This window comes from Mycobacterium sp. Panama NTM2, from assembly GCF_054355555.1.
In genome coordinates, this window is the sequence record NZ_CM135953.1 from 4,371,665 (window position 1) to 4,392,485 (window position 20,821).

Here is a 20,821-nt window from a genome sequence, read left to right on the forward strand (position 1 = left end):
GGTCGTCAGTGCGCGAAGTGACGCGCTCCGGTGAGGTACAGCGTGATCCCGGCTTCCGCGGCAGCCGCGGTCACCTCGTCGTCGCGCATCGAGCCGCCGGGATGCACGACGGCTGTGACGCCGGCCTGCGTCAACGTCTGCAGCCCGTCGGGGAACGGGAAGAACGCATCCGAGGCCGCGACAGCGCCCTGCGTGCGATCACCGGCCCGCTCGACCGCCAGCCGCGCGGCGTCGACGCGGTTGACCTGACCCATGCCGACGCCGACGGTGGCGCCGTCCTTGGCGATCACGATCGCGTTCGACTTGACCGCCCGGCAGGTCCGCCACGCGAACACCAGGTCGGCCAGCACGGCGGGATCGGCCGGCGTACCGGTCGCCAACGTCCAGTTCGCGGGGTCGTCACCCGAGGCGTCGACGGCGTCGCGCTGCTGCACCAGCAGGCCGCCGCTCACCTGCCGGAACTCCGTACCCCCGTCCTGCGGCTCCGAGGCCACCAGGATGCGGATGTTCTTCTTCCCGCTCAGCACCTCCACCGCGCCGGGCTCGTAGGCGGGCGCGACGATCACCTCGGTGAAGATTCCCGCGACCGTCTCGGCCATCTCGACGCTGACCTCGGTGTTGGTGGCGATCACGCCGCCGAACGCCGACAGCGGATCGCATTCGTGGGCCTTGCGGTGCGCATCGGCCACCGACACCGACGACACCGCGATGCCACACGGGTTGGCGTGCTTGATGATCGCCACACAGATGTCCTCGTGATCGAACGCCGCCCGCCACGCCGCGTCGGCATCGGTGTAGTTGTTGTACGACATCTCCTTGCCGTGCAACTGTTCTGCCTGAGCCAGACCCGGCCAGCCGCCGTCACCGCTGTACAGCGCCGCCTGCTGATGCGGGTTCTCGCCGTAGCGCAGCACCGCGGTGCGCCGGAACGTCGCGCCGAACCACGGCGGCAGCGCGGCGCCGGCCCCGTCGTCCTCGGGCGCCAGCACCGACTCCATCCACGACGCCACTGCGACGTCGTACTCCGCGGTGTGTCGGAAAGCCAACGACGCCAACTTCTTTCGCTCTGCGAGCGTGAACCCGCCGGCGCGTACCGCGGCCAGCACGCCGTCGTAACCCAGCGGTTCCACGACGACCGCGACGCTGGGATGGTTCTTGGCCGCCGCGCGCACCATCGACGGACCGCCGATGTCGATCTGCTCGACGCACTCGTCGACGCCGGCCCCGGAGTTCACGGTCTGGGTGAACGGATACAGGTTCACGACGACGAGTTCGAAGGCCTCGACGCCGAGGTCCTCGAGCGCCGAAACATGCTCGGCCTTGCGCTGATCGGCGAGCAACCCGGCGTGCACGCGGGGATGCAGGGTCTTCACCCGGCCGTCGAGCACCTCGGGGAACCCGGTCACGTCCTCCACCGGGGTCACCGGAACACCGGCTTCTGCAATGGTTTTCGCCGTCGAACCGGTCGAGACGATGCTGACGCCCGCCTTGTGCAGACCCTGGGCCAGCGGCACCAGCCCGGTCTTGTCGTAGACGCTGATCAGGGCGCGGCGGATACGCCGCCTGCCGTCGTTGTCGGTCATCCTATGGTCGCCTTTCGTCCTGTCCAGGTGACGCCGCGGGTGGCCAGCGCCGCCAGGACATCCACCAGAAGTTCTCGTTCGATCACCTTGATCCGTTCGTGCAGCGTCGCTTCGTCGTCGCCGTCCAGCACGGGCACCGCCTGCTGCGCGACGATCGGGCCGGTGTCGGTTCCCGCGTCGACGAGATGGACGGTGCACCCGGTGACGCGGACGCCGTAGGCCAGTGCGTCGGCGACGGCGTGTGCGCCGGGGAACGCCGGCAGCAGCGCCGGATGAGTGTTGACCACCCGTCCCGGGAATCGCGAAAGAAACTCCGATCCAAGGATTTTCATGAAGCCCGCCGAGACCACCAGGTCCGGCTCGTGCGCCGCCGTGGCCGCAGTGATCGCGGCATCCCACGCGTTGCGATCGGGGTGGGCGCGCAACGGCTCGGTGAACGTCGGGATCGCCGCCCGCTCGGCGATCTGCAGTGCCCTGCAATCGCGGTCGGTACCGACCGCGACGACGCGCGCGGGGTAATCGCCGACCGCGGCCTCGAGCAGCGACGCGAGCAAGGAGCCGGTGCCGGATGCGAGGACCACGAGCCGCGACGGCGCACTCGGGGGGACCCGGACCGGTGGCTGCACGGCTGGAAGCCTAGTGGGTGGTGCCGTCGCGGCCCGAACGCATGTCGTCGTCGGCCACGAAATGGTCCTCCGGATCGTCCAGGTCATCCGGGTCGTCCAGGTCGCGGGCGATGGCGGAGTCCCGGTGCGCGGGCGGCGGCTCGACGAGCGGCTCGGTTGCCGGCTCGACGATGGGTTCTCCTGCGGCGCTCTCGGGGTCGACGACGACGGTGTCGGGATCGACTTCGGCACCGGCGGGCTCGGGCTCGTCGTCCGGAGCCTCGACGGGCGTGGACGTGCGCACCCGGGGTGCGAAACCGCCCGACATGGCGACGGTCAACGCACCGATGCCGGCGAACCACACGAACACAGCAGGACCGAACGTGGCCTGGTCCACGCCCACGTCGCCGAAGTTGCCCAGCGGCCCGCCGCCCGCGTAGCCCAGCAGCGCCATCGTCGCGGCGCCGAGAGCGGAGGCCACCAGCACCTTCGCCAGCGCCTGCGCGGGAGGCAGCGCCCGCCGCGCACACTGCTGACCGAGCGCCACCCCGGACACCGCTCCCACGATCAGCAGCGCCACCCACACAGGACCCAGCGGTGGAGTGGGCACGGCCGCCAGCACCGGTAGGGCCGGTACGTCACCGCCCAGCACCGTGAAGGCGCTGAAGGTGGCCAGACCGACATGGGCGCTGGAGCCCACCGCGACCGCCGCGGCGCCCACCACGACATTGGGCAGGTACAGCAGCGAGAGCACCGTCAGGCTCAGTTGGCCGAACAGCGAGTCGGTGATCGAGTAGAGATCGTCCATCGTCGACCAGTGCACGATCAACGACCCCGCCACCACCGCCGCGGACAGCGCGCACAGGGCGAGCACCCCGACCGCCGCGCCACGGAACGCGTCCGGCAGCCAGGCGGGCAGCGGCGGGCGCAGCAGCCGCCGGCCCACCCGGGCCCCGACGCCCGCGGCGGCTCCCAGCAGGTGCACCGTCAGCACGCTGGCGAAGGCCCGCGTGGCATCCGGCGTCTGCAATTGCGTCAGCACGGAGGCGGCGTCGTGGATCACCGCCAGACACAGCGCCGCGATCAGCAGCGGCCCGCCCACGGCCGAGGCCACCACCCAGCGGGTCACGAACCACGACGTGTGAGTCACCGCAGCCGCGGTGGTGCGCGCCGTGCCGTAGACCATCGCCAGGGCCGGCAACAACGGCATCACTCCGAGCGCACTGCCCCCGATCGACACCGGCACCTGATGCACACCGAGCCACATGCTCGCGATGGCACCGAGCGCCCCCGTCATCTCGCTGTTGGCGATGAGCAGCTGCAGCAGCACGATCGCCGCGATGACCACCAACGCGACCAACGACGGCCCGAACGCCACCCGCAGCAGTTCACGAGCCTGGCGTGGGCCCGCTGAGCCTGGCGTGTTACCCGCGCGTGGGGCTGTGTTCACGGGACGGGCCGCTCCTGGAAGACGCTCTCGGACGCGCGACGGTCACGCACGCGGGCTCGAGACTACGACGCGCTGGACACCACGACGCGCCTGACACCACGACGCTGGTGACACTACGAGGAGGACTGGCCCGACTGCGAGGACGGCGAGGACTGGTGTTGTGTGGGGACCTGCGTCGTCGGGGCGCCGCTCGACGGCGGCTGGCCGTAGGTCGGGTAACCGGTGGGCGGCGTCGGCGAACCCGACTGACCACCGGAGGGCTGCTGACCCGACTGCGGGCCCGACGGCTGCTGCCCCGACGGGGACGTGGCGGGGAATCCGCCGGTCGACGGGCCGGAGCCGGGGTAGCCGCCGTACGGCGTCGGGTAGCCGGGACGCTGCTGCTGGGGCTGACCGTGCTGCTGCTGACCGGGCTGGCCCGGCTGCTGGCCGTAGTACGCGCCGGGGTACTGGCCGTATTGTGGCTGCTCGTACTTCGGCCGCGGGGCCGGCGCCGTGAGGACACCGGCGTCGAACAGCAGGACGACGACCGCGACCGCGGCCTGCAGCAGCGTGAACGCGGTCACCAGCCACAGACCCCACGCGACAGTGGTGCCACTGGGCTTGTTGAGCACTTCCGAGATGACCAGCAGGAATCCCAGTACGGACGCGACCGCGGCCACCGCGACCCGGTGCTTCTGCTTGGGCAGCAGGCCGACACCGGCGACGAGCGCACCGAGGAGCGATGCGACGACGGCGATGCCCAGTCCGACAGAGCTGCCGCTGAGCTCACCCAGACCCGGGAAATCGGAGGACTCCACGGTGAACTGCGGCGCGAAGTACGACAGGTAGGCGAGCAGACCGAGGCCGGCGACGGCCGCGCTCAGGTACTCGGGCAGCCTGCTGGGACCGTCAGCGCCGGGGCCGGGTTCACCGACCCGGGCGAACTGCTGCGTCGGCGCGCTGAACTGTGTGGTCGGCTGCTGACCCGGCTGGTAGCCGTGGCCTCCGGTCGGGCCTTGCGGATACGACATGACATCTCCTGTGGTGTGCGGGCGCCTGAATCGACATCATCGATCGACACGGTCAGTCGATGTGTCGACGCAGGCGACTGCGATCCCGACGGATCGCCTGAGCGATTCGATGAACCACGCTAGCGCACGTCGCTGGGGACCCCGCGCGGCGGAGGCGGCCACTAGGCGGGGATCAGCACCGGTGTGTCGCTCGCCGACCGTTCGGTGGCCTCGATCTCGCGGACGAGCGGCAACACCTTGTCGCCGAAGTACTCGATCTCCTCCTGGAAGTGCAGGAATCCGCCGAGGATCAGGTCGACGCCCCGCTTGCGATACGCCGCGATGCGCTCGGCGATCTGTTCCGGCGTGCCGATCAGCTGGGTGCGGAAGCCGTCGTTGTACTGCACGAGGTCCGCGAAGGTCGAGTCGGCCCACATTCCCTTGCCGTCGGCCGTGGAGTTGCCGGCCTGCTGCACCGCCGAGCGGAAGCCCTCGACTGCGGGGCGGTTCGCCTTCTCGACGATCTCGCGCAGCACGTCTTTCGCTTCTTTCTCGGTGTCTCTGGCGATGATGAACCCGTTCAGACCGAACTTCACCTCGCGGTCGACCTCCCGGGCATGGTTGCGGACGTCGACGATCTGCTCGGTGACGCCCTCGAAGTCCTTGCCGTTGGAGAAATACCAGTCCGCGTAGCGGCCCCCGTTGCGACGGGCGGCGGTCGAGTTTCCGCCCTGGAAGATCTCCGGGTTCGGCCGCTCGGGCGTGTTGACCGGTTTGGGCTTGAGGGTGAACTCGTGGATGCGGTAGAAGTCGCCGCGGAAATCCACGTCGTCCTCGGTCCAGATCTTGCGCAGGACCTGCAGGAATTCGGCGCTGCGGCGGTAGCGCTCGTCGTGTTCGAGCCACAGCTCACCGAGGTGGGTGAACTCGTCTTTGAACCAGCCGGACACGACGTTGACGGCGAACCGGCCGTGCGAGAGCTGGTCGGCGGTGGCGCCGAGCTTGGCCAGCACGCCGGGCTGCCACAGCCCCGGGTGGACGGCGGCGATCACCTTGAGCCGCTGGGTGGCCAGCAGCAGCGCGAGGCTGAAGCTGGTCGACTCGTGCTGGTATTCCGCGCCGTAGCTGGCTTCGTAGCGCACCTGGGACAGCGCGTAGTCGAACCCGTTGTTCTCGGCCGTCTGCGCGAGCTTGACGTTGTAGTCGTAGTTCCAGTCGGTTCGCTGCTCGATATCGCTGGTCACCAGCCCGCCGCTGACGTTGGGCACCCAGTAGGCGAAGGAGACGTTCTCGGCGATGCGTTCGGTCGTCATGAGGTGCCATCGAAGCGGGCCACCGCGCCGGGGTCATCGGTATTGATCGCGGTGAGGCGAACTCATCCCATGACGATCGGGGTGGCCTCGATGCCGTTGAAGCGCGACGCGGTGACCGCGGTGTAGGCGCCCATCATCGGGCTGACGAGGATGTCGCCGACGACGAGCGCGGGCATCGGGTAGTCGCGAGCGATCACGTCGGCGCTGTCGCAGGTCGGTCCGGCCAACGTCACCGGGTGCAGGGCCGGCTCGCTCTGTCCCATCAGCTCGGCCAGCGCCAGGATCGGCGGGTGGACGTCCTCGGTCATCACGTTCGAATAGCTGCCGTAGAGCCCGTCGTCGAGGTAGTGCCACATCCGGCCCGCTCGCTCGCCGCTGCCGACCACCGTCGTGAGCAACGTCATGCAGTCGGCGGCGAGAAACCGGCCCGGCTCGCACAGCAACCTGAAGTCATCGCGCCGCGTCCCGAGGACGTCGTCGACGATGGCGCCGATCACGGAGATGGGCGGTTCGGGGTCGCGATAACTGACGGGGAATCCGCCGCCGATGTCGATCGTGCGCGTCGGTACCCCCAGGGTGGCTTCGATGTGACCGGTGAGGTCGAGGGTGTGCTGGAGTGCCCGTCGGAACGGTTCCGTCGAGCTGCTCTGGCTGCCCACGTGGAAGCTGAACCCTGCGAATCCGACTCCGCTGGTCAGCACGTGCTTGACCAGCAGTTCGGCGTCCGCGGGCGCCACTCCGAATTTGGAGGACAGGTCCGATTTCGCTGCGGGATTGGCGTAGGCGAGGCGGACCAGGAGCTCGATGTCGGCGGGACGGCCCGTGAACTTCTGCACCTCGGCGACGTTCTCGACGACGAACGTGCGGATTCCGGCGGCGTAGGCGTGATCGATGTCGGCGGGCTTCTTGATGGGGTTGGTGTGGATGCCGCGGTGCATCGGCAGACCGAGGCGGCCGAGGAGATCCACCTCGCCGCGCGTCGCCACATCGAAGCCGCCGCCGCAGATCGCGACGGTGGACAGCACGACGGGGTGCGGCAAGGCCTTGACCGCGTAGTGCACGTCGAATCCCGGCAGCGCAGTCTGCAGTTCGCGCAGACGTCGCGCGACCCGATGCGGTTCGAGCACGAGAAGCGGGGTGCCGTACGCCTCGGCCAGCCGGGTCCAGCGCGACGCAGCGCCGCGCAGCTGCTCACGCAGCTGAGACCGTCGGTGCGGGTTCATGACCGCTCCCTTTCTCGATCGGACGGCGATGCGCCAGCAGCGTGGTGAAGCGTTCGTAGCTGAAGACGGCGCACCCGTAGAACGCGACGTCGGAGACCAACTTGCCGAAGATCCAGCCGGCCGCGACGTTGCCGAACACCGCAGGCCCGAGATAGAAGGCGAGCGGCCGTACGGCGATGCTGTCGATCAGTTCGGCGGGGCCGAACTCGATCGCGACACTGCGTAGCGCCAGCAGCACGGACACGACGATGCGGGCGCCGCGGCTGCGGTGGCTGTGGTCGCGGTAGGTCCAGCGCAGAGCGGTCAGGAATGCCGCCGCGTAGTAGCCGCCCGATGCGCCGACCGTCGCCGCGACGGCTGCGGCGGCCAGTGACCCGGTGGCCGCGTAGACCGCCGCGGCGGCTCCGAATTCTCCTGCGGTGCCGGCTATTTCGCACGGCAGGTAGCGTCGTATCCATTCCCCGACCCGGTCCCGGATCGGCGTCGTTGCGTTCATGCCGGAACTGTCCCGCGGCCGCCGGTCCAGGTCTTGAGTAGCCCGCTACCCGAATCGGAGCATCCGGCTACTCACGCACCCCACTTGCGGACGCATATTGGAACACGTTCTAATTCTTTCCATGGACTTTGGGTTGGTGCTGTTCACCTCCGACCGCGGCATCATGCCCGCGGCGGCCGCCTCGCTCGCCGACGAGCACGGCTTCTCCACCTTCTACGTGCCCGAGCACACCCACATCCCGATCAAGCGCCAGGCCGCTCACCCGACCACCGGCGACGAGACCCTGCCCGACGATCGCTACATGCGCACCCTGGATCCGTGGGTGTCGCTGGGCACCGCGGCCGCGGTGACGTCGCGGGTCCGGTTGTCCACCGCGGTGGCGCTGCCCGTCGAGCACGACCCGATCACGCTGGCGAAGTCCATCGCCACGCTGGATCACCTGTCCGGCGGCCGGGTGTCGCTTGGCGTCGGATTCGGTTGGAACACCGACGAACTCGCCGATCACAACGTGCCTCCCGCGCGCCGCCGCACCATGCTGCGCGAGTATCTGGAGGCCATGCGGGCGCTGTGGACCGAGGAAGAGGCCGCCTACGAAGGCGAGTTCGTGAACTTCGGTCCGTCCTGGGCGTGGCCCAAGCCGGTGCAGTCGCACATCCCGGTGCTCGTCGGCGCCGCGGGCACCGAGAAGAACTTCAAGTGGATCGCGAAGTCGGCCGACGGCTGGATCACCACCCCGCGTGACTTCGACATCGACGCACCGGTGAAGCTGCTGCAGGACACGTGGGCTACCGCCGGTCGGGACGGAGCGCCGCAGATCGTCGCGCTGGACTTCAAGCCCGACCCGGACAAGCTGGCCCACTGGCGCGAGCTCGGCGTCACCGAGGTGCTGTTCGGTTTCCCCGATCGCAGCCCCGACGAGGTCGCCGCCTACGTGGAACGGCTCGCAGGCAAGCTCAGCGCGCTGGTGTGAATTGATGCGCCGGAGGCCCCGGCCGCAACCACGCTGTTCTAGCGCAGAACCGCCCGGTTGCCGTCGTCCGTCGCCGTGACCGAGATGTTCGCGCCCAGCGGGTCGCCGTCAGACATCAGCGCGACCAATTCCTCGTCGGTCGTGGTCGCCATGAAGCGGGAACCGTCGGCGTCGAGACGTCCGACGATGATCCCGGTGCGCACCGGCCAGTCGTAGTGCACCGAGTACGTCTCGACAACACCCGATCCCTCGGGTTTCTTGGTCACCGGAACCGTCGGCAGCGCAGCCACCTGCTCGGTGAGCTCGGCGCTGCGGGACGTCCGCCATTGCGCGGGTTGGGTGGAATAGATGCCGGCCGAATACTTGCTCATGATGCCGCCGTTGGCGCCGACGAAGCCGAATCGCCCTGGCTTGTCGCGCATCTGGACCACGGTCTCGGCGATCGCGTGCGCCGAGTAGCTGTTGCCCGGACCCCCGAAGTAGGGCAGGCCGCCGGTCAGGGTCAGGCCGCGGGGATCGTCACCGGACACTCCGAGCGCCTCGCTCGCCACGAACACCGGAAAGGGGAAGCAGCTGTACAGATCGAATGTCGCGATGTCGTCGACACCGACGCCGGCCACGCGCAGCGCCTCGTGAACCGCATGCACGGCCGCAGGGCTGGCACCCATGTCCGCCCGGCTCAACAGAGCCTGCTCGACGAGATCCGAGTGCCCGTGCACGAACACCCACTTCTCCTGCGGTACCCCGTGGCGCCGGGCCGCCTCGACGGACATGACGATCAGTGCGGCACCTTGGTTCACGGTGTCGCGAGCGACGAGATACCGCGGATAGGGATCGCAGATCATCCGGTTGTCGTCGGTGACCGTTTCGATCTCCTCGACCGAGCGCTCCACCGGGGACGACGAGAACGGGTTCTTCGCAGCGACTTTCGACATCGGCGCGAACAGCTCGGCCATCGCGTGGCGATATTCCTTCACGCCGACGCCGAGGCGGGCCCGGCGTGCGTTGTCGAGCAACCCGTATTGCACCGGGGCGCCGGTCAATCCGTGCGTCACGGTGTATTCGTCGATGTAGCTGTAGATCCCGTGCCCGCGGCCCTCGAGCTGACCCTCGACATGCTCGGTGAAATCGGGCTTGTCATCTCGGTCGGCGAAGTACTTGGCCGTCGACCCCGGCTCCGACCCCATGATCATCACCACGTCGGCGTCCCCGGCGACGATCGCGTTCCCTGCCTCGGCGACCAACTTCTGCGGGCCCTGCCCGCCCACAGGCTCGAGCACGACGCGTGCCGGGTTACCTCCGAGGCGCTGCATCACCGAGCGCGGATAGTTGTTGGACTTGCCGAGCGTCGCCGGCATCGGACCCGAGATCTCGAACTGGCGCAGCCCGAAGACCGTGTCGATGGCGCCTGCCACTGAGGACGCATCCGCACCGGTGTCGGCGAGCGCCGCCCGTGCGGCCTCGGTCGCCAGCTCCACGGCCGACATGCCGCGGTAGCCGGGGTCGTCGATGCGCTCGGTGAACTGGCCGACGCCGACCAGGATCGGGGTGCGCGGATCGATCGGCATGACGGGCCTCCTGACAGGTGTTGATTCGAGAGGCTAATAGAACCGGTTCCAGTTCTTGTATCGGGGTCGACCGGGTACTCCTCCAGCATGGCCCGCGGCGAACATCCCCAACGCACGGTGTTCTACGGCGCATGTCTGGTGGCGGCGGCGTTTCTGTCGTGCTGGGTGGCGGCGTCGGTGCACATCACCTGGGTATCGACACTCATCTACATCGCCGCTGCGGTCGCGGCCTGCGTCGGCGCGGTGATGACGCTGCGCGACTACGGGTGACGCACCGCGCGCTGGAACGCGACGAGCGCGCGCCTTTGTACGGTTGCGACGGTGTGTCGCTGTACAAACGCTCAGTGTCAGGGTGGTGATCGCCGCGTTGCGGTGGTTGGGTCTTCTCACCCGGGATTTGGCTCTTGCAAACTCTGCCGCCTTCGGGCTGGTTTTCGCGCGTTGTGCCGATCTTGGGTGGGAAGGACCGACCGGCGTGACTTGATAGGAGCGTGGCATCGCCCCCACTGAGATGTGTCAGCCGGTCGGCCCAACCTTCACTCATCCATCCCAATTGATGAAAGAAGGCACCGTTCATGGTGGTCGTTGGAACCGATGTACACAAGCGCTCCCACACCTTCGTCGCCGTCGATGAGGTCGGGCGCAAACTCGGTGAGAAAGTCGTGCCGGCAACCACAGCCGGCCACCACCGGGCAATCACGTGGGCTCGCGCCGCATTCGGCGAGGATCTCTGCTGGGGCATCGAAGACTGCCGAAACCTGTCGGCCCGGTTGGAACGCGATCTGCTCTCGGCTGGACAGTCGGTGGTGCGAGTGGCACCCAAACTGATGGCCCAGACACGAGCCAGTGCCCGCACCCGCGGCAAGTCTGATCCCATCGACGCGCTCGCCGTCGCGCATGCAGTGTTACGCCATCCCGACCTGCCGGTTGCAGCCCACGACGACGTTTCACGTGAGTTGAAGTTGCTCGTCGATCGCCGCGAAGTGTTAGTCGCACAACGCACCTCGACGATCAACCGGCTCCGCCAACACGTCCATGAGCTCGACCCCACCGTTGACCCCAGCCGAGGATCGCTGCACCGCGCCCGCCCGTGCGCTGCCTTGGCCGATTGGCTGGCCGGCCAATCCGGGATCCTTGCCGAACTGGCCCGCGACGAACTCACCGACATCATGCGCTTGACCGAGGCCATTGACGGCCTCGCCGCCCGGATCAGCGATCGGGTGCACACGGTGGCGCCAACACTGATGGCGCTGCCCGGCTGCGGCGAGTTGACCGCGGCCAAACTCGTCGCCGAAACCGCCGGAGTCACCCGCTTCCGCAGCGAAGCCGCTTTCGCCTGCCATAGCGGCGTCGCCCCCATCCCAGCCTGGTCCGGCAACACCGCCGGACGGGTCAGGCTCAACCGTTCAGGCAACCGACAACTCAACGCCGCACTACACCGGATCGCGATCACTCAGCTGCGCATACCCGACAGCCCCGGACAGCACTATTACCGAGCGCGCCTCGCCGATGGCAAGTCAACAAAAGAAGCCCTGCGCTGCCTCAAACGCCAACTCTCCCGCGTGGTCTATAGACGACTCCGCGCCGACCACACCACCCAGCAAAACCCCAACAAGCTCATTGCTTGACATAGGAGCAATGCGCGCTCGCGGATGGAAGGGAGCTACAGGTTCTCGAAGATCTCCCGGGCCAGCTTCGCGGTCTCCGACGGCGTCTTGCCGACCTTGACCCCGGCGGCCTCGAGAGCCTCCTTCTTGGCGGCCGCGGTGCCCGACGAGCCGGACACGATCGCGCCCGCGTGCCCCATGGTCTTGCCCTCGGGCGCGGTGAAGCCCGCCACGTAGCCGACGACCGGCTTGCTCACATTGGCCTTGATGTAGTCGGCTGCCCGCTCTTCGGCGTCGCCGCCGATCTCGCCGATCATCACGATGACCTTGGTCTCAGGATCCTTCTCGAACGCCTCGATGGCGTCGATGTGCGTGGTGCCGATGACCGGGTCGCCGCCGATACCGATCGCGGTCGAGAAGCCGAGATCACGAAGCTCGTACATCATCTGGTAGGTCAGCGTGCCGGACTTCGACACCAGGCCGATCGGGCCCTTGCCGGTGATGTTGTTCGGCGTGATGCCGACCAGCGACTCGCCCGGGGTGATGATGCCGGGGCAGTTGGGCCCGATGATCCGGGTCTTCTCGCCCTTGTCTTTGTTGTAGGCCCACGCGAAAGCGGTGTCCTGCACCGGAATTCCCTCGGTGATGACCACGAGCAGCGGGATCTCGGCGTCGATCGCCTCGATGATGGCGTCCTTGGAGAAAGCCGGCGGCACGAACGCGATGGAGACATCGGCGCCGGTCTCCTTCATCGCCTCGGCGACGCTGCCGAACACCGGCAGCTCGACCTCCTGGCCGTCGGAGTTCTCGTGCTTGACCGTGGTGCCGGCCTTGCGCGCGTTCACACCGCCCACGATCTGGGTGCCGGCCTTGAGCATCAGCTTGGTGTGCTTGGTGCCCTCGCCGCCGGTGATGCCCTGGACGATGACCTTGGAATCCTTGTTGAGGAAGATAGACATTTCTTCGTTTCCCTAAGTCCGCTACTTGTTAGCCAGCTCGGCGGCCTTGTCGGCGCCGGAGTCCATGGTGTCGGCCTGGATGACCAACGGATGGTCGGCCTCGGCGAGAATGCGCCGGCCCTCGTCGACGTTGTTGCCGTCCAGTCGCACGACCAGCGGCTTGTTGGCCTCGTCGCCCAGGATCTGCAGAGCCTTGACGATGCCGTTGGCGACCGCGTCGCAGGCGGTGATTCCGCCGAAGACGTTGACGAACACGCTCTTGACCTGATCGTCACCCAGGATCACGTCGAGGCCGTTGGCCATCACCTCGGCCGACGCGCCGCCGCCGATGTCGAGGAAGTTGGCCGGCTTCACGCCGCCGTGCTTCTCCCCCGCGTAGGCGACGACATCGAGGGTGGACATCACCAGGCCCGCGCCGTTGCCGATGATGCCGACCTGACCGTCGAGCTTGACGTAGTTGAGGTCGTTCTCCTTGGCCTTCAGCTCGAGCGGATCGGTGGCGTCCTTGTCCTCGAACTCGGCGTGCTCGGGATGGCGGAAGTCGGCGTTCGCATCGAGAGTGACCTTGCCGTCGAGCGCGAGGATCTGATCGTCCGGCGTGCGCACCAGTGGGTTCACCTCGACCAGCGTGGCGTCCTCTTTGACGAAGACCTCCCACAGCTTGGCGATGGTGACCGCCGCGGCGTCGAGCACCTCGGCGGGCAGGTGACCCTTCTCGGCGATCTCGCGAGCGAACGCCTCGTCGACGCCCTTGGTCGCGTCGACGGAGACGCGAGCCAGGCGGTCCGGCTTGGTGGCGGCGACCTCTTCGATCTCCACACCGCCCTCGACCGAGCACATGGCCAGGTAGGTGCGGTTGGCCCGGTCGAGCAGGAAGGAGATGTAGTACTCCTCGGCGATGTCGCTCGCCTCGGCCACCAGCAACTTCTTGACGACGTGACCCTTGATGTCGAGGCCCAGGATGTTCTGGGCGTGGGTGAAGGCGTCGTCCGGCGTCGCGGCGTATTTCACACCGCCGGCTTTACCGCGGCCGCCGACCTTGACCTGCGCCTTCACCATGACCGGCTTGCCGATCTCCTCGGCGATGGCCTTCGCATCCTCGGCGCTGTCGGTGACCCGACCCGGCGTGGTGGGAACGTTGTGCTTGGCGAACAGTTCTTTCGCTTGGTACTCGAAGAGGTCCATGGACTCTCAGACCATCCCTGTCTGTCGGCGGCTGGTAGATGTGTGCCCGACGGGCTCCGGGGGAACTGTATCGACCCGGCTTTTCCTCATTGGCACCGCCTGCCCGACATGTGGTCGATCTCACCTGGCCCCAATCGTGATTCAGGTCACATTCTCCGATCGACTACAGTCCCGGGTTGGCATCTCCATTGGAATTTGGTTAACGTCCTGTGGTCTAGATAACGGTCTGGTCACGACGGCTCACGACAGATTAGGACGTCTCAGGTTGGCTCAGCATCGATCGCCTCGCTTCTCTGAGGCCCTCGCGGCACCTGAAGCCACTGAAGTCACCGACATCATTCCGTTCAACGAGTTCGGCGCGCTCGGCGATCTGCGCGACCTCGACTGCGCGTCCGACGACGTGTTCGACCGTGACACCCAGGTCATCCACGCCCCCGAACTCGACGATCTGCTGGACACCGACGATCTCGAGCCCCTGCGCCTCGTGCCCGCCGAATTCCGCGCCTCGAGCAGCACCCCACGCAGCTCACGCGCGTACCGCGACAGCCACACAGACCGCAGCGACGGCACAGCCACCACCGACGTCATCGACATGCGTGGCCGCACCGGTCAGCACCGCAAGCCCGAGGTCCCCGTCAAAGGCCGCCTGATGGTCGCCGCGATGGCCGTGGGGGCGACCGCCGCCGGCGCGTACAGCGTCACCACGGCCGCGGAGAAGCAGCCTGCAGAGACCGTGCTCGCGTCGGACACGACCACGATGGGCGGCTCCGGCGTCATCACCGGCTCGGTGGACGGCATGCAGATCGTCACCGTGGCCCCCGCGGCGAACTCCGCGATCCACGCCGAAGAGATCACCAAGGCCGCCGCCTTCGCGCAGGAACGCGCGGAACGCGAAGCGCGCCTGGCCCGCCCGCAGTTCGTGATGCCGACCCGCGGGGTGTGGACGTCCGGCTTCGGCTTCCGCTGGGGTGTTCTGCACGGCGGCATCGACATCGCGAACTCCATCGGCACCCCGATCCTGGCCGCCGCCGACGGCGTCGTCATCGACGTCGGCCCGACCGCCGGCTACGGCGCCTGGGTCAAGCTCAAGCATTCCGACGGCACCGTGACCCTGTACGGCCACATCAACACCTGGCTTGTCAGCGTCGGGCAGCGCGTCATGGCCGGCGATCAGATCGCGACGATGGGCAACCGAGGCAACTCGACCGGCCCCCATCTGCACTTCGAAGTGCTTCTCGGCGGCACCGACCGGGTCGATCCCGTCGGGTGGCTGGCCAAGCGGGGATTGTCCCCCGGCAGCTACGTTGGCTGAGTGGCCGGCGACGCAGGCGAGGCACCCGAGCAGCACGATGACGCAGAGACACGGATCCTGCGTCGGGCACCGCTGAACACAGGCTCGCAACCCGTCTCGGAATCGGCCGAGCCGGCCACGTCGATCATCAGGCGTCATCCGACCGGTGAGTTCCCCGCGGCGGCAGAGCCCGCCACCGGATATCTGCCGCGGGCCCAGCCCGTCGCCGTCGGCCCTCCGCGCGCACCGCACGTGCCCGCTCGCTCCGCGATCGCCACCGCCGTCGTCAGCATCCTGTCCGGGTGGGCGACCGCGGTCATCGCGACCAATCTGATCTCCGGCTGGTCGGCGACCGACCCGCTGTTCTGCGTCGCCATCGGCTTCCTCGCCGCGATCTCCGCGGCCGCGACCATCGGCGGGTTGATCGCGCTGCTGCTGCGACGCAGGATGGGCCGGCTGCTGGTGATCGTCGGCGCGGCGATCGCGCTGCTGATCTTCGCGGGGCTGTTCGTCGCGGGCGCCGCACTACCGGCCCTCGTCTACGCCATGCCGGTGCTCCCGGTGGCGTCGATCGTGCTCGCGCTGCTCCCAGAGACAGCGCGCTGGGGACGTTCCTAGAGCTTGCTGACCGGCGCGTGGTTGTGCATGAGCTTGACGCGCCCGGCGCTGCCGAAGTCGATCAGCGACATCGCCGACTCCCCCATCCCCGACACCTCTTCCACGCGACCGAGACCGTACTTGTCGTGGGTGACGCGGTCGCCGGGCTCGAGCACCAGCAGCGGCCTCTTACCTGCCGACGAACGCGCGGGCGATGGGCGGGGCGTACCGAACCGGCCCGCCCCGCTCACCGGCGCCGAGAAGTGCGACGGCGGGGCCTCGACGCGCCGCCAATTGATCAGCTCCTGCGGAATCTCCCGCAGGAAGCGCGATTCCGGGTTGAGCATCGGCTGCCCCCATGACGAGCGGACCTTTGCTCGGGTGAGGTAGAGCCGCTGACGGGCCCGGGTGATGCCCACGTACGCCAGCCGGCGTTCCTCCGAGAGCTCCACGGGGTCGCCGAGGGCCCGCATGTGCGGGAACATGCCGTCCTCCCACCCGGTCACGAAGACCACCGGGAACTCCAGGCCCTTGGCGGTGTGCAGCGTCATCATCGTCACCACGCCGGACCCGTGTTCGGGGATGTCGTCGGCGTCGGCCACCAGCGACACGCGTTCGAGGAACGAGGCCAGCACCCCGGTGTCGGGGACGTCCTCGTCCTCGGGCTCGGCGTCCTCCTCGGCGAGAGCGCGTGCGTTGGCCAGATCGATGCTGAATTCGTGTGCGACGCTGACCAATTCGTTGAGGTTGTCGAGGCGGGCCAGATCCTGCGGATCGCTCGACGATTCGAGCTCGGCGCGATATCCGGTGCGGTCGAGCACCGACTCGACCAGCTCACCCAGTTCGCCGTCGAGCCCGCCCCGGAGCTCGTCGAGCATCTCGACGAAGCCGGCGATCGCCTTCTCCGCACGGGTATTGAGCATCGGTACCTTGCCCTCGGCGGCGGCCACCAGGGCATCGTTGAAGCTTCCGCCGGTGTTCTCGGCGTGCACCGCCACGCATGCCTCGGCGCGGTCACCGATGCCGCGGCGGGGGGTGTTCAGGATGCGCCGCATGCTGACCGAGTCACCGGGATTGTCGAGCACCCGCAGATAGGCGACGATATCGCGGATCTCGCGGCGCTCGTAGAAGCGCACGCCGCCCACGACCTTGTACGGGATGCCCGCGCGGATGAACACCTCCTCGAGGGCGCGGGAGGAGTTGTTGGTGCGGTAGAACACCGCGACGTCGTTGTACGAGAAATCGCCCTGGCTGTCGGCGAGTGCGTCGATCTCCTGCGCGACGAACCGGGCCTCGTCATGCTCGTTGTCGGCGACGTAGCCGACGATCAGTTCCCCTTCGCCCGCGTCGGTCCAGAGCCGCTTCTCCCGGCGACCGGCGTTGCGCGCGATGACGGCGTTGGCCGCGTTCAGGATCGTCTGCGTGGAGCGGTAGTTCTGTTCGAGCAGAATCGTTGTGGCACTGGGATAGTCGCGCTCGAAATCCTCGATGTTGCGAATCGTGGCGCCCCGGAACGCGTAAATCGACTGGTCGGCGTCGCCGACGACGCACAGCTCGGCGGGCGCGACCCCATCGACCGTTTCGGTGCCGACGAGCTCACGCACCAGTACGTACTGCGCGTGGTTGGTGTCCTGGTATTCGTCGACGAGGATGTGCCGGAAGCGACGCCGGTAGTACTGCGCGATCTGCGGGAACGCCTGCAGCACAGCCACCGTCTCGCCGATCAGGTCGTCGAAGTCCAGCGCGTTGGCCGCGCGCAGACGGCGCTGGTACTCGGCGTACACCTCGGCGATCACGCGGGCCAGATCCTCGGCGGCCTCCGACGCCTCGGCGGCCGCCTGCTCGGGACCGATCAGCTCGTTCTTGAGGTTGGAGATGCCGTTGGACAGCAGACGCGGTGAGAACTTCTTGGTGTCCAGGCCCATGTCCTTGCCGATCATCAGCAGCAGACGGCGGGAATCGTCGGCGTCGTAGATCGAGAAGTTCGAGTTCAACCCGGGCAGCAGCGACGCCTGGTTGCGCAGAATCCGCACGCAGGTCGAGTGGAACGTCGACACCCACATGTTGCGGGCCCGCGGACCGACCAGTTGCGCCACACGCTCGCGCATCTCGGCCGCGGCCTTGTTGGTGAACGTGATCGCGAGCACCTGGCCCACGCCGACCTCGCGGGCCGCGAGCAGGTAGGCGATGCGGCGGGTGAGTACCGCGGTCTTTCCGGAGCCCGCTCCGGCGACGATGAGCAGCGGGGTGCCCTCGTGGAGGACGGCCTGCCGCTGCTGGGGATTGAGCCCGTCCAAGAGCTCATCGGTTTCAGTGGTAACGATCGACATACTGCCCCAAACCTACCGCCGAACGGTGACAGTCTTTGCGCTGGCACGTCAGGTGATGGCACACTCAGTGAGTGCTTTGTCAGCAGCAACGATTTTTCTACGGGTACCGGCCAGCGGTGCCCGTGGTCTAGCTGCTTCCCCCTTCAGCCCCGCGGTCCGCTTCCGGACCCGGGGCTCGTTTTCTGTGTGAGGCCCGGAACCGGATGAGACCAGACCAGTCACACGACGAGAATCCGGAGAACGACATGACCACCGACACCGCACAGACGCCCGATATCCCAGACATTGCTGACCTGCGCCAGGAGATCGATCGCCTCGACGCGGCGATCCTCGAGGCCGTACAGCGGCGCACCGAGGTCTCGCAGATGATCGGCAAGGCCCGGATGGCCTCCGGCGGTACCCGCCTGGTGCACAGCCGCGAGATGAAGGTCATCGAGCGCTACAGCGTGCTGGGCCCCGAGGGCAAGAACCTCGCGATGCTGCTGCTGCGCCTGGGCCGCGGCCGCCTCGGGCACTGATCTTCTTGCGACCTCGGCGCGATTGCCGTCGCTGAGCGACGACAGGCACGCCGAACTCACTGGGGCTTGACGGCGTCGACCAGCCAGGGCGTGAGCCACTCGACTGCTTCTGGCGTGGGATGCACCCCATCGGCGCGCACGACCATCCCGTTGACCTTGGCCTGGTAGTAGCCGTTGGGGCTGAGCTTGCTGTTCAGGTCGAGCACCGTGACGTTCCGGCGTGGTTCGGCGACGCTGCGCAGCAGCGTGTTCCACGCGTCGACGCGCTTGGGCTGATCCTCGGGATAGAGGCTGCCGTCGGCTTTCTCCGCGCGCCGGTTGTAGGGCTCGGTCGTGACGACGATGCGGGCGCCGGTCGAGCCCAGGATGTCCAGCGCCCGGGTGAGCTCGCCCCGCAAGTAGGCGTCATAGCCCGGCTCGCCGATGTGCGCCCACCGGCCCTCGTTCATCCGGTCGACCACCTCCCACCGGCCGACCATCAGCAGAACCACATCGGGTTTCTCGTAGCCGATGCGCTGCGCCCACCGCGCCGGCCAGGAATCGCATTCCGGCTTCTGCGGCAGTTCTTGACCCACGTACTCATAAGGCCCGCCGCGCGCGATGCCGCAGCCGATCGTGGTGAAGTCGGCGAAGTCGACACCGGGGGTGTCCGGTAGGTAGCGCATGATCGTCCACGCGATGGAATCGCCGAACACCGCGACTCGCACGTCTCCCGGGGCTCGCGGACGCACCGGCCGGGTGACCGATACCGGTATCTCGGGGGCGATCAGGGCGGCCGAATCGATCAACGGCCCCGGGCCGGGCTTGGGGAACGGCGCACCGGACGGAAGCACGGTCATCGCGACCACCGCCGCGGTGGCGGCCGTCGCCGCGGACAGCCGCAACATCGGCACGAACGCCGGACGCCAGTCCCGGATCGGCTGCTCGATCAGCCACCACGACACCGCAGCCACGGCGATCGTCGCCGCACAGCGCAGCGCGAACAGCTTCCACCCCTCCGACCCGGTCCGTTCACCGTTGAGCAGCAGAAAGATCGGCCAGTGCCACAGGTACACGCCGTAGGAGATGGCCCCCAGGCCCACCAGCGGCCCCATCGACAGCATGCGCGCGGCCGGACCGGTCTGATCCAGCGCCACCGGGGCGATCACCAGCACCGCCGCCACGGCGACGACGACGAGCAGTCCCCCCCGGAACTCGGCCGCCGTGCCGACGGCCAGGTGCGCCGCCGTGGCGAGAACCAGCAGCCCCAAGACCGGGAGCAGCCAGGCCAGCCATCGGGCCCAGCGGGAACGCAGTGTCACCAGACCGGCTGTCATCCCGCGCCAGTCCCGCACCACCAACGCCGCCGCGGCAGCGCCGACCAGTAGCGCCTGCATGCGGGTGTCGGTGCCGAAGTACACCCGGTGCAGCGAGTCGTCCGACGCCAGCGCGACCGACGCCGCCGCCGAGCCGAGGACGCCCAGCGCGGCCACCACGAACACCGCAGTACGCACCATCGTCGGGGTGACCGGCACACCACGGCGATAGGCGATGGCGCCCAGCACCGCGACGATTCCGACGATCAGCAGCGGCCACAGTAGGTAGTACTGCTCCTCGACACCGAGGGACCAGGTGTGCTGCAGCGGTGACGGCGGCGCGCCGGTCGAGAAGTAGTCGGTGTGCTGGGCGACGAACATCCAGTTCGACATCCAGAACAGCGCGGCGACGGCCTCCTCACGCAGACCGGCCACCGACTCGGGGGCGAACAGATCGCGGGCGACCGCCACCGCCAGCACCATCACCACGAGCGCGGGAAGTAACCGGCGCGCACGACGCACCCAGAATCCGCGCAGACCGATCCGCCCGGTTCGGGTCGTCTCGTCGATCAGCAACGAGGTGATGAGGAACCCGCTCAGCACGAAGAACACGTCGACGCCCAGGAATCCGCCCGGCAAGCCCGGCACGCCCCCGTGGTCGGCGAGCACCAGCCCGACCGCGATGGCCCGTACCCCGTCGAGCGCCGGAATCCCCCGGCCCGAACCGACATAGCGGCGTGGGCCCACCCGGATCGGCGCCGCGCTCACGGCAGTCAACTCGTGTGGCCCTCCTTGCCTTCGAACAAGGAAGCCTATTGAGGATCGGGCGCGGAAGCGGG

General features: G+C 68.1%; 18 protein-coding genes. 6 read left to right on the forward strand and 12 right to left on the reverse strand.

Annotated features, from left to right (window positions below; translation table 11 throughout):
* Positions 1 to 5: 5 nt before the first annotated feature.
* The 7 genes from purH to ACXYX3_RS20935 all read right to left on the reverse strand — a co-directional run bounded on the left by purH (position 6) and on the right by ACXYX3_RS20935 (position 7,662).
* The gene (purH, locus tag ACXYX3_RS20905) at positions 6 to 1,583 is read right to left on the reverse strand and encodes a bifunctional phosphoribosylaminoimidazolecarboxamide formyltransferase/IMP cyclohydrolase (RefSeq protein ID WP_458608857.1); all 1,578 of its coding nucleotides are present in this window, start codon (positions 1,581 to 1,583) and stop codon (positions 6 to 8) included.
* Positions 1,580 to 2,209: a phosphoribosylglycinamide formyltransferase gene (gene purN / locus ACXYX3_RS20910; protein WP_458608858.1), complete on the reverse strand. Its 630-nt coding sequence runs from the start codon at positions 2,207 to 2,209 to the stop codon at positions 1,580 to 1,582. Before purN ends, purH begins: the two co-directional genes overlap by 4 nt.
* Positions 2,210 to 2,219: 10 nt before the next feature.
* On the reverse strand, positions 2,220 to 3,638 hold the full coding sequence (locus tag ACXYX3_RS20915; RefSeq protein ID WP_458608859.1) for a cell division protein PerM: 1,419 nt from the start codon (positions 3,636 to 3,638) through the stop codon (positions 2,220 to 2,222).
* 113 nt (positions 3,639 to 3,751) lie between these two features.
* Positions 3,752 to 4,651 carry a DUF5336 domain-containing protein gene (locus ACXYX3_RS20920; RefSeq protein ID WP_241203254.1) on the reverse strand — a complete coding sequence of 300 codons (900 nt, stop codon included), beginning with the start codon at positions 4,649 to 4,651 and terminating at the stop codon, positions 3,752 to 3,754.
* 161 nt (positions 4,652 to 4,812) lie between these two features.
* Complete coding sequence (gene sfnG / locus ACXYX3_RS20925; RefSeq protein ID WP_458608860.1) at positions 4,813 to 5,943, reverse strand: dimethylsulfone monooxygenase SfnG; 1,131 nt, start codon at positions 5,941 to 5,943, stop codon at positions 4,813 to 4,815.
* A 62-nt stretch (positions 5,944 to 6,005) separates the two neighbouring features.
* Positions 6,006 to 7,166: a type III PLP-dependent enzyme gene (locus tag ACXYX3_RS20930; protein ID WP_458608861.1), complete on the reverse strand. Its 1,161-nt coding sequence runs from the start codon at positions 7,164 to 7,166 to the stop codon at positions 6,006 to 6,008.
* On the reverse strand, positions 7,135 to 7,662 hold the full coding sequence (locus tag ACXYX3_RS20935) for a hypothetical protein (RefSeq protein ID WP_241203257.1): 528 nt from the start codon (positions 7,660 to 7,662) through the stop codon (positions 7,135 to 7,137). Before ACXYX3_RS20935 ends, ACXYX3_RS20930 begins: the two co-directional genes overlap by 32 nt.
* Before the next feature lie 121 nt (positions 7,663 to 7,783).
* Between ACXYX3_RS20935 and ACXYX3_RS20940 the strand changes: the two genes are divergently transcribed.
* The gene (locus tag ACXYX3_RS20940) at positions 7,784 to 8,632 is read left to right on the forward strand and encodes an LLM class F420-dependent oxidoreductase (protein ID WP_458608862.1); all 849 of its coding nucleotides are present in this window, start codon (positions 7,784 to 7,786) and stop codon (positions 8,630 to 8,632) included.
* Positions 8,633 to 8,670: 38 nt separating this feature from the next.
* Here the strand turns inward: ACXYX3_RS20940 and ACXYX3_RS20945 are convergent, their stop codons facing one another.
* Positions 8,671 to 10,200 (reverse strand): acetyl-CoA acetyltransferase, encoded by a 1,530-nt coding sequence (locus ACXYX3_RS20945; protein WP_458608863.1) that lies wholly within the window; start codon positions 10,198 to 10,200, stop codon positions 8,671 to 8,673.
* 87 nt (positions 10,201 to 10,287) lie between these two features.
* Here ACXYX3_RS20945 and ACXYX3_RS20950 point away from each other — a divergent pair, with 87 nt between their 5' ends.
* On the forward strand, positions 10,288 to 10,470 hold the full coding sequence (locus ACXYX3_RS20950) for a hypothetical protein (protein WP_241203260.1): 183 nt from the start codon (positions 10,288 to 10,290) through the stop codon (positions 10,468 to 10,470).
* A 305-nt stretch (positions 10,471 to 10,775) separates the two neighbouring features.
* Positions 10,776 to 11,828: an IS110 family RNA-guided transposase gene (locus ACXYX3_RS20955; RefSeq protein WP_458608864.1), complete on the forward strand. Its 1,053-nt coding sequence runs from the start codon at positions 10,776 to 10,778 to the stop codon at positions 11,826 to 11,828.
* A gap of 35 nt (positions 11,829 to 11,863) precedes the next feature.
* On the opposite strand, the gene sucD is transcribed toward ACXYX3_RS20955, so the two are convergent.
* Both sucD and sucC read right to left on the reverse strand, forming a co-directional pair.
* Positions 11,864 to 12,766, reverse strand: coding sequence for a succinate--CoA ligase subunit alpha (gene sucD, locus ACXYX3_RS20960; protein ID WP_241203261.1), 903 nt, complete (start codon positions 12,764 to 12,766; stop codon positions 11,864 to 11,866).
* A gap of 21 nt (positions 12,767 to 12,787) precedes the next feature.
* The gene (gene sucC, locus ACXYX3_RS20965; RefSeq protein WP_458608865.1) at positions 12,788 to 13,951 is read right to left on the reverse strand and encodes an ADP-forming succinate--CoA ligase subunit beta; all 1,164 of its coding nucleotides are present in this window, start codon (positions 13,949 to 13,951) and stop codon (positions 12,788 to 12,790) included.
* Between the two features lie 265 nt (positions 13,952 to 14,216).
* Between sucC and ACXYX3_RS20970 the strand changes: the two genes are divergently transcribed.
* Together ACXYX3_RS20970 and ACXYX3_RS20975 are read left to right on the forward strand one after the other, a co-directional pair.
* Positions 14,217 to 15,263: a M23 family metallopeptidase gene (locus tag ACXYX3_RS20970; RefSeq protein WP_458608866.1), complete on the forward strand. Its 1,047-nt coding sequence runs from the start codon at positions 14,217 to 14,219 to the stop codon at positions 15,261 to 15,263.
* A complete protein-coding gene (locus tag ACXYX3_RS20975; RefSeq protein WP_458608867.1) occupies positions 15,264 to 15,860 on the forward strand; it encodes a hypothetical protein in 597 nt (198 codons plus the stop codon).
* Here the strand turns inward: ACXYX3_RS20975 and pcrA are convergent.
* Positions 15,857 to 18,169, reverse strand: a complete 2,313-nt coding sequence (gene pcrA / locus ACXYX3_RS20980; protein ID WP_241203265.1) for a DNA helicase PcrA — start codon at positions 18,167 to 18,169, stop codon at positions 15,857 to 15,859. The two genes, ACXYX3_RS20975 and pcrA, sit on opposite strands and share 4 nt — an antisense overlap.
* Before the next feature lie 245 nt (positions 18,170 to 18,414).
* Between pcrA and ACXYX3_RS20985 the strand changes: the two genes are divergently transcribed.
* Positions 18,415 to 18,687, forward strand: coding sequence for a chorismate mutase (locus ACXYX3_RS20985; protein WP_241203266.1), 273 nt, complete (start codon positions 18,415 to 18,417; stop codon positions 18,685 to 18,687).
* Positions 18,688 to 18,743: 56 nt separating this feature from the next.
* Here ACXYX3_RS20985 and ACXYX3_RS20990 read toward each other — a convergent pair whose 3' ends face one another.
* Complete coding sequence (locus tag ACXYX3_RS20990) at positions 18,744 to 20,759, reverse strand: SGNH/GDSL hydrolase family protein (RefSeq protein ID WP_458608868.1); 2,016 nt, start codon at positions 20,757 to 20,759, stop codon at positions 18,744 to 18,746.
* Positions 20,760 to 20,821: the final 62 nt, after the last annotated feature.